17 protein-coding genes are annotated in these 14,230 nt (G+C 68.0%); 5 read left to right on the top strand and 12 right to left on the bottom strand.

Translation table 11 applies throughout. The features are described from left to right. Positions 1-248: 248 nt before the first annotated feature. The gene (locus ACIA8C_RS31350) at positions 249-1,061 is read left to right on the top strand and encodes a hypothetical protein (RefSeq protein WP_397140956.1); all 813 of its coding nucleotides are present in this window, start codon (positions 249-251) and stop codon (positions 1,059-1,061) included. Between the two features lie 107 nt (positions 1,062-1,168). Here the strand turns inward: ACIA8C_RS31350 and ACIA8C_RS31345 are convergent, their stop codons facing one another. The 6 genes from ACIA8C_RS31345 to ACIA8C_RS31320 form a co-directional block, all read right to left on the bottom strand. After that, positions 1,169-1,621 (bottom strand): M1 family aminopeptidase, encoded by a 453-nt coding sequence (locus ACIA8C_RS31345; RefSeq protein WP_397140954.1) that lies wholly within the window; start codon positions 1,619-1,621, stop codon positions 1,169-1,171. After that, a complete protein-coding gene (locus ACIA8C_RS31340; protein WP_397140952.1) occupies positions 1,576-2,571 on the bottom strand; it encodes a hypothetical protein in 996 nt (331 codons plus the stop codon). Before ACIA8C_RS31340 ends, ACIA8C_RS31345 begins: the two co-directional genes overlap by 46 nt. 61 nt (positions 2,572-2,632) lie before the next feature. Then, positions 2,633-3,271, bottom strand: coding sequence for a LysE family translocator (locus ACIA8C_RS31335; protein WP_397140950.1), 639 nt, complete (start codon positions 3,269-3,271; stop codon positions 2,633-2,635). Positions 3,272-3,324: 53 nt separating this feature from the next. Next, positions 3,325-3,993, bottom strand: coding sequence for a DUF3239 domain-containing protein (locus ACIA8C_RS31330; RefSeq protein WP_396995256.1), 669 nt, complete (start codon positions 3,991-3,993; stop codon positions 3,325-3,327). Between the two features lie 41 nt (positions 3,994-4,034). Next, positions 4,035-5,693 carry a DNA repair helicase XPB gene (locus ACIA8C_RS31325; protein ID WP_397140948.1) on the bottom strand — a complete coding sequence of 553 codons (1,659 nt, stop codon included), beginning with the start codon at positions 5,691-5,693 and terminating at the stop codon, positions 4,035-4,037. A 103-nt stretch (positions 5,694-5,796) separates the two neighbouring features. Then, positions 5,797-6,399, bottom strand: coding sequence for a GNAT family N-acetyltransferase (locus ACIA8C_RS31320; RefSeq protein WP_397140946.1), 603 nt, complete (start codon positions 6,397-6,399; stop codon positions 5,797-5,799). Positions 6,400-6,506: 107 nt separating this feature from the next. On the opposite strand from ACIA8C_RS31320, the gene ACIA8C_RS31315 reads away from it, so the two are divergent. Then, entirely contained in the window at positions 6,507-7,358 is an 852-nt protein-coding gene (locus ACIA8C_RS31315; RefSeq protein WP_397140944.1) for a sigma-70 family RNA polymerase sigma factor, read from the top strand. Positions 7,359-7,525: 167 nt separating this feature from the next. Next, positions 7,526-8,698: a pyridoxal phosphate-dependent aminotransferase gene (locus ACIA8C_RS31310; RefSeq protein ID WP_397140942.1), complete on the top strand. Its 1,173-nt coding sequence runs from the start codon at positions 7,526-7,528 to the stop codon at positions 8,696-8,698. Positions 8,699-8,708: 10 nt separating this feature from the next. Here the strand turns inward: ACIA8C_RS31310 and ACIA8C_RS31305 are convergent, their stop codons facing one another. From ACIA8C_RS31305 to ACIA8C_RS31290, 4 genes are all read right to left on the bottom strand, one after another. Next, entirely contained in the window at positions 8,709-9,404 is a 696-nt protein-coding gene (locus tag ACIA8C_RS31305; protein WP_397140941.1) for a trimeric intracellular cation channel family protein, read from the bottom strand. Positions 9,405-9,470: 66 nt separating this feature from the next. Next, the gene (locus ACIA8C_RS31300) at positions 9,471-10,115 is read right to left on the bottom strand and encodes a LysE family translocator (RefSeq protein WP_397140939.1); all 645 of its coding nucleotides are present in this window, start codon (positions 10,113-10,115) and stop codon (positions 9,471-9,473) included. A gap of 134 nt (positions 10,116-10,249) precedes the next feature. Then, positions 10,250-11,392 carry a 3-deoxy-7-phosphoheptulonate synthase gene (locus ACIA8C_RS31295; RefSeq protein WP_397140937.1) on the bottom strand — a complete coding sequence of 381 codons (1,143 nt, stop codon included), beginning with the start codon at positions 11,390-11,392 and terminating at the stop codon, positions 10,250-10,252. Positions 11,393-11,673: 281 nt separating this feature from the next. Beyond that, on the bottom strand, positions 11,674-12,144 hold the full coding sequence (locus ACIA8C_RS31290) for a carboxymuconolactone decarboxylase family protein (RefSeq protein ID WP_397140935.1): 471 nt from the start codon (positions 12,142-12,144) through the stop codon (positions 11,674-11,676). A gap of 178 nt (positions 12,145-12,322) precedes the next feature. On the opposite strand from ACIA8C_RS31290, the gene ACIA8C_RS31285 reads away from it, so the two are divergent. Both ACIA8C_RS31285 and ACIA8C_RS31280 read left to right on the top strand, forming a co-directional pair. Beyond that, positions 12,323-12,487, top strand: a complete 165-nt coding sequence (locus tag ACIA8C_RS31285) for a DUF5993 family protein (RefSeq protein WP_397140933.1) — start codon at positions 12,323-12,325, stop codon at positions 12,485-12,487. Between the two features lie 41 nt (positions 12,488-12,528). Then, entirely contained in the window at positions 12,529-13,116 is a 588-nt protein-coding gene (locus tag ACIA8C_RS31280; protein ID WP_397140931.1) for a disulfide bond formation protein B, read from the top strand. A gap of 2 nt (positions 13,117-13,118) precedes the next feature. Here the strand turns inward: ACIA8C_RS31280 and ACIA8C_RS31275 are convergent, their stop codons facing one another. Both ACIA8C_RS31275 and ACIA8C_RS31270 read right to left on the bottom strand, forming a co-directional pair. Beyond that, on the bottom strand, positions 13,119-13,997 hold the full coding sequence (locus tag ACIA8C_RS31275) for an oxidoreductase (RefSeq protein ID WP_397140929.1): 879 nt from the start codon (positions 13,995-13,997) through the stop codon (positions 13,119-13,121). 27 nt (positions 13,998-14,024) lie between these two features. Continuing rightward, complete coding sequence (locus ACIA8C_RS31270; RefSeq protein ID WP_397140927.1) at positions 14,025-14,228, bottom strand: hypothetical protein; 204 nt, start codon at positions 14,226-14,228, stop codon at positions 14,025-14,027. Positions 14,229-14,230: the final 2 nt, after the last annotated feature.

Genomic DNA, 14,230 nt, shown 5'->3' with positions numbered 1-14,230 from the left:
TACCCGGACGCCGAGTGCGGCCGCATCAGCGCTACGGGTGATATCGAATTGCGTGGGTAGCGCGGACTACCAGGTGCTCCACATGCCGAGCAGGGCGAATCCGAGGATGCTCGGAAGCAGACGGCCGAGCAATTGGAATCCAAAAGAGTTCACCAGCAATGCCTTTCGCGTATTACCCATAACGTGGACATTCGTCCAACACGTGGGTTCTTTCGCTCCGGCAGACCGAGTCGTTACGCTTGGCCAGTATGACGCTGGACGACGTGGCCCGCGACCTGTACGGACTCGCTCCGAGTGAGTTCGTCGCCGCCCGCACCGCCGAGGCCGAAAAGGCCAAGGACGCGGGCGACAAAGCCCTGGCGACCGCGATCGGCAAACTCCGCAAACCAACGGTCACCGCGTGGACGGTGAACCTGCTGGCCCGCGAGGCGCCCGACGACGTGGCGGCGCTGCTGCAACTGGGTGCGGCACTGCGCTCGGCGCAGCGGAAACTGTCCGGGGGCGAGCTGCGCAGCCTCACCGGGCAGCGCCAGCAGGCAGTCAACGCACTGGCCAAGCAGGCAGGCGTGCTGGCGGCCGAGCACGAGCATCCGGTGAGCGAGGGTGTGCTGCGCGAAGTCGGGCAGACGTTGAACGCGGCACTGGCCGATCCGGACGTCGCCGAGCAGGTGCACTCGGGGACCTTGACCACCGCGGCGACCTACGACGGATTCGGCCCCGCAGGCCCCGGCTTGGTCGCGGTCGAAGATCAGGCACCCGAACCCGACCCCGCGGAGGACAACCCGCGCCAGGAACTGGACGAAGCGTTGGAGGCCCGCGAATCCTCCCGTGCGGCACGGGATTCCGCCCACGAGGAGGCCGAGCGCGCAGCAGATCAGCTGAGCGACATCGACTCTCGAATCGCCGAGCTGAAAGAAGCACTCGCCCAGGCCGAACAAGAGCGCCAATTCAGCCGCACAGCCGAACGGACGGCCCAGGATCAATTACGTTCCGCCCAAAAGCAACTCGACCGAGCCGAACGCTGGGTAGAACGCGCACGCGAGCACGTAGACGGCGCATAACCACCCCCCGAGGCCAGCCAAAAGGTTGCTGGGCATCGTTGAGGTGAGTCAAAAGGTTGCTGTTGGAGATCAATTGGCGACCATATGACTCGCGTCGACGTTTGGGGTTAGCTACGCAGGGTGCCGGGGTAGAGGTACTCGTCGGGTGGCTGCGCGGTTTGGTTGAGCCAGGCGTCGAAGAAGGGGGCCAGGTTTGTTGGTGACTTGGATTGGATGAAGGTTCGGAACTCTGGCATGGATGCGTTTCCGTAGGCGTGACTGGCGTTGAAATCCCGGACGGCCGCGAAGAATACGGGGTCGCCGAGTTGTCTGCGTAGCGCGTGCAGGAATAGAGGGCCGCGGTAGTAGACGGAGGTGAATTCCGTTCCGGCGCCTGGGTTTGCCAGCGGGATCTGCCAGAACTCGGTGTTGCCCTGGTACTTCTGGATGGTCTGCCGGTATTCCGCGTCTACGTCCAGGCCGTCCTTCTGCTCCGGCCAGAGGTAGTCGGCGGTGTAGCTGGCGAAGCATTCGTTCAGGCAGACGTCGGACCACTGGCGCACCGATACCGAATCGCCCACCACTGGTGGGTGATCTCGTGCACCGCGGTGGGCAGGTCCGTCCACGGCGCGTAGATCGGGCGGGTCTGGGTTTCCAGCGAGAACATGATGTCGGCGTCCACGTAGATGCCGCCAGAGGAGTCGAACGGGTAAGGGCCGTACAGGCTTTCGATGAAGTCGAGGATCTCCGGGAGGCGCTGCTCGGTTTCCCGGTTCCGTTCCGCCTGCGGGGCGAAGGCACTGATCAGCGGGGTGCCGTTGGCGCGCTGCTGGTCCAGGAAGCTGAACTTGTCGATCGCGATGGTGGTCAGATAGCCGACCACCGGCTGATTCGCCGCCCAGCTGACGGTGCGCCGCTCGCCTTGCACCTCGTCCTGGGTGCGCAGGCCGTTGGAGACGACCTCCCATTCCGCGGGGACGGTCGTGTGCAGCGCGAAGGTCGCCTTGTCCAGCGGGGTGTCGTTGAGCGGGTACCAGCTGGTCGCGGAGTGCGGCTCGCCCGCCGCGAAGGCGCCGCCGCTCGGCGCGTACGTCCAGCCGTTGCCCTCGGTGTTCTCGGCGATGCCCGCGTAATCCACGGTCACCGTGAACGGAAGTCCGGGCAGCAGCGGCACCGTCGGCGTGACGGTGAGTTCGTGCTCGCCGTTGCGATCGAACGCGGCGGGCAGGTTGTTCACCGACACCGTGCGCACCTGCGGCCCGGCGAAATCCAGGTTGAACGCGCGCAACGCCTGGGTGGCGACGGCGTCGATCCGGGTCTTCCCGGTGAGCTGGTGGCTCGGCGGGTCGTAGTCGATGGTGACGTCGTAGTGGCTGGCGTCGTAGCCGCCGTTACCGTCCTGCGGGTAGTACGGGTCGCCGAGCCCGGAAGAGCCGGTGAACGGATCCGGCGGCGGGTCGGCCGCGGCGGGCCCCGATGCGGTGACGAGCGCGCCGACCACCGCGGCACACATCCAGCCGGACAACCTCATTCGACGACCACCCCTCTGACTTTCGGTACGGCTGTACCAACCTCGATGGATGCTAGTCGGTTCAGTCGGAGCTGCCGGACAGCGCCACCGACGCGCCGAGCCCGACGATCATCATCCCGCCTGCCCCACCGACCGCCTCGAGCCTGCGCGGCGAGCGGGCGAACCAGGTGCGCGCCGAGGACGCGAGCAGCGCCCACGCACTGTCCGAGACCATCGCGACGGCAAGGAAGATCGAGCCGAGGATCAGGAATTGCAGCGGCAGCGACCCGGCGGCGGGATCGGCGAAGTTCGGCAGGATGGCCGCGAAGAAGATGATCGCCTTCGGGTTGGTCACCCCGACGACGACGCTCTGCCGCAGCACCTTGGCATCCGGCGCGGGCTCGACCTTGGCACCGAGGGCGTCGAGCAGCGATTTGCGTTCACGAAATGCCTGCACCCCGATGTACATCAGGTACAGCGCGCCGGCGAACTTGATCACGGTGAGCGCGAGCGACGAGGCCATCAGCAACGTGCCGAGCCCCACCGCGACGAGTAGCAGCGCGACGAAGACACCGGCGCAGTGCCCGAGCACCGACAGCAGCGCGGCCCGCCTGCCAAGCGTGAGCGCGCGCCCGATGGTGAACAGCACACCGGGCCCGGGGACGATGATGAGTACGGTCGCCGCGGCGAGAAACGCCAGCAGATTGGACATCGGAACCATCATCGGAGTCTATGCGGCGGCGCAACCCGAATAAGGCGAGATGACCACCGGATTCAAGAGCCGAGATCGCCTGGCAGCTGGTGCGGATCGAGTAGCAGACGCTTGGCGGGCGCGCGCCGGACCTTATCGGTGAGCGCGAGATTGTCGGTGAGCAAACGCCATTCGGCGTCGCTGATGGTGTCCCTGGCCCGGTCGATGACCGCCGCGTCGGTGGTGCCCCACGCGATCGGCATGGCACTGACCGACTGCCAGCGCTCGCCGACCTGTCGCGGCGCCCGGTCGGTGCGCACCGCGACCGAGGGCACCCGCTCCCCCGCCGCCATCTCGTGGCCGGGCAGCGCGCGGACCCGCCGGATCACCAGCGCGTAGCGCGAGTCGGTTGCGCCGGGCTTGGCCACATCGACCAGGGCGAGCAGCACGACACTCGACGGATAGGTCTCCGACACCACCGCGGGCACCAGCTCGCCGTCGGTGTAGAGCTTGTCGATGCTTGCGTGCCGCGCGGTCCAGAAGGCCACCCACAGCGACACCACCGCGCCGAGGATGAAGGCGATGGTCAGCAGGTAGGCCCACGGGTGATCGAGGTAGATCAAAAACGCCGCGCCCGCCGTCGCGATGATCGCGGCGGCGATGGCCATGATGCGAAGTCGACGCTGGTCGGCGAAGACTTCGTTGACCGCGCGGGCATGCTTGCGGTCGACCGGGAATTCGAAGCGTCGCACGTCCCTATTCCTAGCACAGTTTGCGGAGAACACGCCTCCACTTATCCGATGGGCGGGCCGAGCAGGTCGTCGGCGTCCATGATGCGGTAGGCATACCCCTGTTCGGCCAGAAAACGCTGGCGGTGCGCCGCGTATTCGGCGTCGAGGGTGTCCCGGGCCACCACCGAGTAGAAATGGGCTTGGCCACCATCGTGTTTCGGCCGCAGCAGCCTGCCGAGGCGCTGCGCCTCCTCCTGACGGGAGCCGAAGGTACCCGAAACCTGCACGGCGACCGACGCTTCCGGCAGGTCGATGGAGAAGTTCGCCACCTTGCTCACCACCAGGACCGGGATCTCGCCCTGCCGGAACGCCTCGAAGAGTTCTTCGCGCTCTTTGGTTTTCGTCGAACCCTGGATCACCGGGGCGTTCAGCGCCGCACCGAGCTCGTCGAGCTGGTCGAGATAGGCGCCGATCACCAGGGTCGGCGCGTCGGCGTGCTTGGCCAGGATCGACTGGACCACAGGGATTTTCGTGCGCGCGGTCGAGCACAGCTTGTAGCGCTCCTCGGGCTCCGCGGTGGCGTAGGACATCCGCTCGGCGTCGGTGAGCGTGACCCGCACCTCGATGCACTCGGCGGGGGCGATCCAGCCCTGTGCCTCGATGTCCTTCCACGGCGCGTCGTAGCGCTTCGGGCCGATCAGCGAGAACACGTCGCCCTCGCGGCCGTCCTCGCGGACCAGGGTCGCGGTGAGGCCGAGGCGGCGGCGCGACTGCAGATCGGCGGTCATCCGGAAGACCGGCGCGGGCAGCAGGTGCACCTCGTCGTAGATGACCAGGCCCCAGTCGCGGCTGTCGAACAGCTCGAGGTGCTTGTATTCGCCCTTGGTGCGGCGGGTGATCACCTGGTAGGTGGCGATGGTGACCGGGCGGATCTCCTTGCGCTCGCCGGAGTACTCACCGATCTCCTCCTCGGTCAGCGAGGTGCGCGCGAGCAGCTCGCGGCGCCACTGCCGGCCCGCGACGGTGTTGGTGACCAGGATCAGCGTGGTCGCCTTGGCCTTCGCCATGGCGGCGGCGCCGACCATCGTCTTGCCCGCACCGCACGGCAGCACCACGACGCCGGACCCGCCCGCCCAGAACGAGTCGGCGGCCAGCTGCTGGTAGTCGCGCAGGTGCCACTTGTCGTCGGTGTAGTCCAGGTCGATCGGATGCGCTTCGCCGTCGACATACCCGGCCAGGTCCTCGGCGGGCCAGCCGATCTTCAGCAGCATCTGCTTGATCCGGCCGCGCTCGGAGCCGTGCACGATCACCGTGTCGTCGTCGAGCCTGGCCCCGAACATCGGTGCGAGCTTCTTGTGCCGCAGCACCTCCTCGAGCACCGCACGGTCCAGGCTCACCAGCACCAGCCCGTGCGCCGGATGCTTGACCAGCTGCAACCGCCCGTAGCGCGCCATCGTGTCGACGACGTCCACCAGCAACGGCTGCGGCACCGCATAGCGGGAGAAGCTGACCAGCGCGTCTACCACCTGCTCGGCGTCGTGCCCCGCCGCCCGCGCGTTCCACAGCGCCAGCGGCGTGACCCGGTAGGTGTGCACATGCTCGGGCGCGCGCTCCAACTCGGCGAACGGCGCGATGGCCTGCCGCGCCGCGTCGGCCAACTCGTGGTCGACCTCCAACAGCAGCGTCTTGTCGCTCTGCACAATCAGCGGACCGTCCGTCACAGTCCCTCCTCGCATCGATTCCGGACCATTCTTCCTGAGACCCCCGACAGCCCGACACGGCCGGTCCCCTGACCACGACAATTGCCGGTCGATCGGGGTCTGCTCAGCGGTGTTCTGGTGCGCGTTGCAGCGCGCGGTCGAACTCCGCGGGCCAGCCGTCGGCGGGACCGGGCGGGTCGGTGGGCAGCCGGGCGGCCAGCCAGTGGTCGCGGCTGCGGCCGCGCTGCAGACTGCCTTGGCGGGCCATGCCTTCGTAACGGAAACCGGCCCGGCGGGCCACGGCGGCGGACGGGTAGTTGCCGACGAAGGCGCGCCAGCTGATCCGCCGCAGCGCCAAGCCGCTCGGCCGGAAGCCGTAGTCGCACACCAGGTTCACCGCCTGGGTCATCAGGCCACGAGAGCGGGCACTTTGGGCAAGCCAGAAGCCGATCTCGGCCGAGGACTCGTCGCGCTCACCGAGGCCGATCATGCCGACGACCTGGCCACCCTCGGACAGGCGCAGCCCCCAGGTCGGGCTGTGGCCCGCCCAGCCTGGGCGGACGATGTCGTCGACGAAGGTCTGGGCGTTGTCGCGGGTGTAGGGCACCGGGATGGTCACCCACTCGCCGATGGACGGATCCTGGCAACACCGGGTGATGGCGTCGACGTCCGCCGCGGTGGGGATAGACAGCCAGACCGTTCCGTTCGACAGCGCGTGTGCGTCCATCGAGTCATGTTGTCACGAATCACCCGGCCCGAGCATCGGGTTTCCCGCGCGCCGGACCGGTGGCACCGTGGTAAACCGACCGGCCGAAAGATCGTAGAATCTCCCTGATGGTTGCCGCTCTGCTTGCCGGATTGTTCGAATCACATCGAGCGCATCTGCTCTCGGTCGCGTATCGGCTGACGGGCAGCGTCGGCGACGCCGAGGACGCGGTGCAGGAGAGCTGGCTGCGACTGGCCGGTGCCCACCAATCCGAGATCGACGACCCGCGCGCCTGGTTGACCACGGTGGTGAGCCGAATCTGCCTGGACCGCTTGCGCAGTGCCGCGGTGCGCCGGGAAACCTATGTGGGGCAGTGGCTGCCGGAGCCGGTGGTGACCGGCCGCACGCCGTCGAGCACGCCGGACCCGCTGGAGACGGTGGTCCGCAAGCAGGAATACCGCCTCGCGGCCATGGTGGTGCTGGACCGCCTGACCCCGCCGCAGCGAGTGGCTTTCGTACTGCACGACGGGCTTTCGGTGCCGTTCGATGAGATCGCCGAGATCCTCGACGTCTCGGTCGAGGCCGCCCGCCAGCTCGCGGTCCGGGCCCGCAAGGCCGTCGCGGACACGCCGCCACCAGTGCCGGACGCCGAGCACGAGGCCGCGGTGCAGCGCTTCCTGGCCGCGCTGCGCTCCGGTGACGTCGGCGCGGTTACCGCCGCGCTGCACCCGGATTCGGTGGCGATCGGCGATGCCGACGGCACCACGTCCACCGCGGTGAACGTGCTGCGCGGCGCGGACCGGATCGCGCGCTTCTACCTGGGTCTCGTGCGCAAGTACGGACTGGACGGCACCGACGTCGACCCCGCCTACAACTACGAATTCGCCTCGGTCAACGGACAACTGGGCCTCGTGGTCACCGCAGGCTACGGACATCCGCCCCGGGTGATGGGTTTCACCATCCGCGACGGACTGGTTTAAGGCACATACGATCTCGCGAATCCAGCCAAGCTGACCGGCATTCGACTCGGCTGAGCCCGCCGGGACGCATCGCTACGCCAGCAGGGCGTAGCGGAGCTTGGAGAACCCCTTGCCGGTCGAGGAACCGACACCGGGGTTACCCGCCGAGCCTCGGCTAGTCTCCGACTATGCCTCCGCAACCCGCCACCGTTGCTCGCCTGCGCCCCTTCGCCTCCACGATCTTCGCGGAGATGACCGAACTCGCCGTTCGGTTCGACGCGGTCAATTTAGGCCAGGGCTTCCCCGACACCGACGGTCCCGCGGGCATGCTAGAGGTCGCTAGGCAGGCCATTGCCGACGGTCTCAACCAGTACCCGCCGGGGCGGGGCATGCCGGTGCTGCGGCGCGCCATCGCCGACGACCGGGCCCGCCGCTACGGCACCCACTACGATCCCGACACCCAGGTGCTGGTGACCGTCGGGGCGACCGAGGCGATCGCCGCCGCCATCCTCGGCCTGGTGGAGCCGGGCTCTGAGGTCGTGCTGATCGAGCCGTACTACGACTCCTACGCTGCCGCAGTCGCTTTGGCCGGTGCGCGGCGGCGTACCGCGCGGCTGGTCGCCGACTGCGACCGCTTCGTGCTCGATCTGGACAGCCTGCGTGCCGCGATCACCCCGGCCACCAGGATGCTGGTCGTCAATTCTCCGCACAACCCGACCGGTACCGTACTCGGCCGCGACGATCTGCAGGCGATCGCCGAGATCGCCTGCGAGCACGACATTCTGGTACTCACCGACGAGGTCTACGAACACCTCGTCTACGACGGCACCGAACACATCAGCCTCGCCACGCTGCCCGGCATGGCCGAGCGCACCGTCGTAGTGTCCAGTGCGGCAAAGACTTTCAGTGTCACCGGCTGGAAGACCGGCTGGGCGTGCGGTCCGGCGGCGTTGATCGACGGCGTGCTCGCCGCCAAGCAGTTCCTGACCTTCGTCGCGGGTGGCCCGTTCCAGCCCGCGGTCGCGCACGCGTTGAACCATGAGCTCGAATGGGTGGCCGGTCTGCGGGATACGTTGTCCGAGAGGCGGCTTCGGCTCGCCGCCGCCCTGGCCGACACGGGGTTCGGGGTGAAGTCCAGCCCGGGTGGCTATTTCGTGTGCGGCGACATCACCCCGCTCGGCGCGACCGACGGCCTCGCGTTCTGCCGCGAACTGCCCAAGCGGCTCGGCGTCGCCGCCGTCCCGGTCAGCGTTTTCGCCGACGACGCCGCCGCATGGAGCCACCTGGTGCGCTTCACCTTCTGCAAGCGCGACGAGACGCTCGACGAAGGCGTGCGCAGGCTCCGCTCGGGCGGGCGCTGAACGCGGGAACTCAAAACGGGTGCGGCAGGGTCGGATCGGTCGGCGGCTTGACCCGCGGATACCGACGGGCTTGTGGCGCATGCCATCCGAAGCGGAGCGCGAGCAGGCGAAAGGCGATCGCGCCGAGAGCGGCCAGCGCGCCGGTCCACGCCTGGTAGGCGCCGTAATGCAGCAGTGTCGCCGTGGTGACGGCACCGACCAGCGCGGGCACCGCGTAGATCTGTTCGGGCCGAAGCACATTCGGTGTCTGCCCGCCGAGCAGGTCGCGGATCACGCCGCCACCGATCGCGGTGACCAGGCCGAGCAACGCCGCCGAGGGCGCGCCGAGCCCGTGTGCGTAGGCCGCGACCGTCCCGGTGACGCAAAACAACCCGAGACCGAAGGCATCCGCGACCTCGAGCGGCCCCCTGGTCAGCCGCCGCGACGGATGCCAGAAGAAGATGACCGCGGCGGCGAGCGCGGCCGTCAGCAGGTAGCTGAGATCGACGAACGCCACCGGCGGCGTCCGGCCGATCAGCAGATCCCGGATGATGCCGCCGCCGAGCGCGGTGGCACAGGCGAGCACCACGATGCCGAAGATGTCGAAATCGCGCCGGACGGCGAGCAGCGCGCCCGAACTCGCGAACGCGAACACCCCGAACAACTCCCCGACATGCTGCACCGCCTCGACCGCCGACCCGAAGTGCGCAGCACCGAAATCCACCATGCCGCTTACCGTGTCATACCCCGCCACGCGCGCATCACCGACAGGCCCCGCGCGTGCCGCGGGGCGTCAGGCCGGGGTGGGGCGGGCGCGATCGGTGGCGACGAGCACCGCGATGGTGCCGAGCATGGTGCCCATGAGATAGCGCTGGGCACGCAGCCAGAGCGGGCGGCCGGTGAGGAAGGCGGACAGGCCTGCCGCGCCGAGCACGATCATCGCGTCAACGCTCAAACCCACCGCGATCTGCACCGAGCCGAGGACCAGGCTCTGCAACCAGACGTGCCCGTGGCCGGGCACCACGAACTGCGGGATCAGCGCCATGTACAGGATCGCGATCTTCGGATTCAGCAGGTTCGTCAGAAACCCCATCATGAACAGCCGCCGCGACGGGTCGTCCGGCAGGGTCGCGGGCTCGAAAACCGAAGTGCCGCCGGGCCGCAACGCCTGCCAGGCCAGCCACAGCAGGTACGCCGCCCCGGCCAGCTTCACCGCCATATACAAGCCGGGCACCACCGCGAACACCGCGGTGATCCCCACCGTGGCGGCGATCAGATACACCCCGAAACCCGCCGCGACACCGCCGAGCGACACCAGCCCGGCGCGGCGCCCCTGCGACACGGTCCGGGACACCAAATACATCATGTTCGGCCCCGGCGTGAGTACCAATCCCAACGCCACGGCCGCTACTCCGAGAATTGCCGCCATTTCGATCACGCTGTCGATCCTCGCCGATTCGGCCGATCGCGTCTCGGTCCACTTGGCAGGTGCTGGTCCGGTGCTCTGACCCCGAACCGACGGTCAGCTTCCCGCCAAGCACAGGGTGCGGGAAGCCGAAAGCCGCTCGGCAGTCAGGGGTTACGGCGACGCCGCACCGCGTCGGCCAACCGGTCGAGCTGCCCGGCGGTGGTGTCCCAATCGAGGCAGGCATCGGTGATGGACTGACCGTAGGTGAGCTCGTCGGCGTGGCCGAGCGTGAGATCCTGCCGACCGGCGACCAGGAAGCTCTCCAACATCACACCGACCACACCGGGCTCGCCGGCGGCCAACCGGCCCGCGATATCGGAGACCACGTCGACCTGCTTGTTGTGGTCCTTATTGCTGTTGCCATGGCTGGCATCGACCACCACCCGCTGGGGCAGCCCGGCCTTTTCCAACCGCATGCCTGCCTCGGCGACCGACGCCGCGTCGTAGTTGGTGCCGGAGGTGCCGCCGCGCAGGATGACGTGGCAGTCGGGATTGCCGGTGGTACGGATCAGCGCCGCACGACCGTCCAGGTCGGTACCGGGGAACACGTGGCTCGCGCCCGCCGCGCGGACGCCGTCGACGGCCACCTGCACGTCGCCGTCGGTGCCGTTCTTGATGCCGACCGGCATGGACAGCGCGCTGCTCAGCTGGCGATGCACCTGGCTTGCCGCGGTGCGTGCGCCGATCGCGCCGTAGGAGACCAGGTCCGCGATGTACTGCGGGGTGATCGGGTCGAGGAACTCGCACGCCACCGGCAGGCCGAGGGCCGAGATATCGGCAAGCAGCTTGCGGCCGAAACCGAGGCCGGTGTTCACGTCGAAGGAGCCGTCCAGGTGCGGATCGTTGATCAGCCCCTTCCAACCGAGGGTGGTGCGCGGCTTCTCGAAGTACACCCGCATCACCACGTGCAGCCGGTCGTCCAGCTCGGCGGCCTTGGCGGCCAGGCGGCGGGCGTAGTCGAGGGCGGCGGCCGGGTCGTGCACCGAGCACGGGCCGACGATCACCATCAGGCGGTCGTCCACGCCGTTCAGCACGTCGACGGTGGCTGCGCGACCTCGGCGCACCGTGTTGGCGAGCTCGTCGGTGATGGGGTGCACCTGGCGTACTTCGGCGGGCGAGCGCAACGGGCTGACGCTTAAAGTGCGTTGGTCGTCCAGACCGAACAGCATCGCGGAGCGATTCGATGAGGGGTGGTGGTCGGGCGACGGGTGGGCATGCTGTGGATCGACGTCGACAGCGGTAGTCATGTGGGTTTCCTTTTCTTCGGCCGACCCACGGACGAAACCCCGTCGAGCCGGTCTGTCCGGCTCGGGGTGGAATGTCGTCAGCGCAAGTGGTTGCCGCAGACCAGCCCACCCGGGGCCGGCTTGCTAAACCAGAAATACACGCGCTGCACGTCAGGGACTGTACCAGGCAAGGATCGAGGGGCAGACCGACCGTGCCGTATGCCACAGGGGTGGTTCGGCCGAACGCCACGTCGGTTACCCGGCATGGCGTTCGGTGATTCGCTGGCGGCGGCTGCTCGAGCTCAGCCCCACTGGCCGGGCTGGTAATCGCCGGCCGGGGTGCGCGCGATGACGTTCAACCGGTTCCAGGCGTTGATCATCGCGATGGCGGAGATCAGGGCGGCGATCTGGTCGTCGTCGTAGTGCTTGCGCACGTCCTGCCACACCTCGTCGCTGACGCCGCGGCTGTCCGCGATCCGGGTGGCCTCCTCGGTCAGCGCGAGCGCGGCCCGCTCGGGCTCGGTGAACACGGTGGCCTCGCGCCAGGCGGCGACCAGGTTGAGCCGCACCGAGGTCTCGCCGTTGTGCGCGGCGTCCTTGGTGTGCATGTCGGTGCAGTAGCCGCAGCCGTTGATCTGGCTGGCCCGGATCTTGATCAGCTCGTGGGTGGCGGCGGGCAGGGTGGAGTCGTTGATGACCCTGGCGGCGTTGTTGAGCCGCTTGATGAAGCTGCCTGCCACCTGGTTGGCGAAGAGGTTGATGCGGGCGTCCATGATGTGCCTTCCTTCGTGGTTGTGCTGCGTCTTCACAGAGAGGACGACACGGGTCGGCGATGTGTGACATCAACAGGATCGGTGACCTGAGTCACTCCTCGTTTCGATTCATCGTCCCAGCTCAGGACGCGGCGTGTCCACGGACCAGGCCTCGCGACGCAAGTAATGTCCGACAGCTATGGACACGCTCATCTTCGGCGGACTGCTCGTGGCCCTGATCGCGTTGTATCAGCAGCGCTCCCGGCGGGCGGTGCTCGGCGCCTGGTGGGTGTTGCTGGTCGCCTCGGTGCTCCTGCTCGCACATCACATCACCGGCGGTCTCGGCCTCGGGCTGACCTACTGATGGCCACCGAGACCGTGCCCGTGCGGACGACGGGAAGTGTTGTGGGACAGCTGCAATACTGGCTGGCCGTCGTTTTCGTGGTCGGCTGGACCGGCGTGATCTGCGGCGGGCTCGCCGTGCAGTTCGGCGACCACGAATATCCGTGTCCGCTGTGCATGGTGCAGCGCGTGTTCATGGCGCTGGCCGCGCTGGGGGCGGCAGTCATCGTCCGTAAGGGCACGACGGGGGCGGTCGCCGCCCGGGATTACGCGATGGGCTGGGGTTTGGCCGTAGTCGCTTGCGTCGCAGGCGGGTTCACCTCCTGGCGGCAGACGATGCTGCACATCCTGCCCGGGGACCGCGGCTACGGCGAGCCGGTGCTCGGGCTGCACCTGTATGTCTGGGCCTGGATCCTTTTCGTCGCCGCGATCGCGACCGTCGGTGCGGTGCTGTCGTTTTCGCACAGCACCGCGGCTCGGACGATCCCGGCGACGCCGCATCGGCTGGTCGGGCTGATCGCCCTGTGGTTTCTCGGCCTGGTGCTGGCGATCAACTTGGTGATGATCTTCCTGCTGGAAGGCTTTCACTGGTTCTTGCCGGACGATCCGAATCGGTACCAGCTGTTCTACGATTTGCACATCCTGAGCTGACCCTATTTCGCGAAGTCGTAGGTGACGCCGGTCAGTTTCTCCGAGAGATCCCACAGTCCGCGAGCGACGGCCTCGTCGCGCGACGCCTTCGACGAACCGGAGGCGCCGGGATAGCCGCGCAGCCCACGCCAGCCGGTCGGACCGTAGTACCCGCCCGGCTCGACGTCTGCCGTTGCGGCGTAAAGCGTTGGCAGCGAGCCCATCTCAGCGTTCTGCGCAAGCAATAGATTGCCGAGCCACATCACCGCGTCCTGGATCGACTCGGTGTGCGACTGCAGCTCGGTCGAGGCGTACCCGGGATGGGCGGCGACCGAGATCTTCGACGACCCCGCCGCGGTGAGCCTGCGGTGCAGCTCGCGGGCGAACATCAGGTTGGCCAGTTTCGCCTGCCCGTAGGCCTGCCAGCGCTGATATTTGCGACGTTCCCAGTTGAGGTCGTCCAGGTCGATCTTCCCGATGATGTGCGCGCCGCTGGCGACCGTGACGATCCGCTCCGAAATCTTGTCCAGCAGCAGCCCGGTCAGCGCGAAGTGCCCGAGATGGTTTGTGCCGACCTGCATTTCGAATCCGTCGGCGGTCCGCAGCTCCGGCAGCGCCATCACCCCGGCATTGTTGATCAGCACATCGGCCCGGTCGGTCGCCTCGGCGAACGCGCGCACCGACGCCAGATCCGCGAGATCCAGCTTCCGCACCACCGCGCGGTCACCCAGCGGCGCGGCCACTTGCTCGGCCTTGGCGACGTTGCGGCAGGCGAGTACCACGTTCGCGCCTGCCCCGGCCAGCGCCCGCACCGTGGCCGCCCCCAGCCCGCTGTTCGCGCCGGTCACGATGAACGTGCGGCCGCTCTGATCGGGCAAATTCGAGGTATCCCACCTGCTCATGTCGGCGATTCTAACCGTGACGTCGCGTCATACCTGGGCCAGCACCTCGTCGTCGCTCAGCGCCGCGACCTCCAGATAGAGCGCCGCCACGACGGGCAGCCGGTCGGGTGTGCCGAGTCCCGCGCGTCGGCGGCGGCGGTTCGAGCACGGCACGCGATCCAGTAAGAAGGCGCTGCGTACCGTCCAGAGCTGATCGGTGCCGCCGGATATCGCGGGAACGGCAATGGGCAAGC

It is taken from the genome of Nocardia sp. NPDC051321, assembly GCF_044455225.1.
In the GTDB taxonomy this organism is placed as follows: domain Bacteria; phylum Actinomycetota; class Actinomycetes; order Mycobacteriales; family Mycobacteriaceae; genus Nocardia.
The sequence above is the reverse complement of the archived record's forward strand: the minus strand, read 5'-3'. Positions and strand labels throughout refer to the sequence as shown.

Coding starts and splice junctions, on each gene's coding strand:
- ACIA8C_RS31310 (WP_397140942.1), top strand. CDS start 7,526: ATGCCTCCGCAACCCGCCACCGTTGCTCGCCTGCGCCCCTTCGCCTCC.
- ACIA8C_RS31285 (WP_397140933.1), top strand. CDS start 12,323: ATGGACACGCTCATCTTCGGCGGACTGCTCGTGGCCCTGATCGCGTTG.
- ACIA8C_RS31275 (WP_397140929.1), bottom strand. CDS start 13,997: ATGAGCAGGTGGGATACCTCGAATTTGCCCGATCAGAGCGGCCGCACG.
- ACIA8C_RS31340 (WP_397140952.1), bottom strand. CDS start 2,571: ATGAGGTTGTCCGGCTGGATGTGTGCCGCGGTGGTCGGCGCGCTCGTC.
- ACIA8C_RS31315 (WP_397140944.1), top strand. CDS start 6,507: ATGGTTGCCGCTCTGCTTGCCGGATTGTTCGAATCACATCGAGCGCAT.
- ACIA8C_RS31290 (WP_397140935.1), bottom strand. CDS start 12,144: ATGGACGCCCGCATCAACCTCTTCGCCAACCAGGTGGCAGGCAGCTTC.
- ACIA8C_RS31320 (WP_397140946.1), bottom strand. CDS start 6,399: ATGGACGCACACGCGCTGTCGAACGGAACGGTCTGGCTGTCTATCCCC.
- ACIA8C_RS31335 (WP_397140950.1), bottom strand. CDS start 3,271: ATGGTTCCGATGTCCAATCTGCTGGCGTTTCTCGCCGCGGCGACCGTA.
- ACIA8C_RS31295 (WP_397140937.1), bottom strand. CDS start 11,392: ATGACTACCGCTGTCGACGTCGATCCACAGCATGCCCACCCGTCGCCC.
- ACIA8C_RS31350 (WP_397140956.1), top strand. CDS start 249: ATGACGCTGGACGACGTGGCCCGCGACCTGTACGGACTCGCTCCGAGT.
- ACIA8C_RS31305 (WP_397140941.1), bottom strand. CDS start 9,404: ATGGTGGATTTCGGTGCTGCGCACTTCGGGTCGGCGGTCGAGGCGGTG.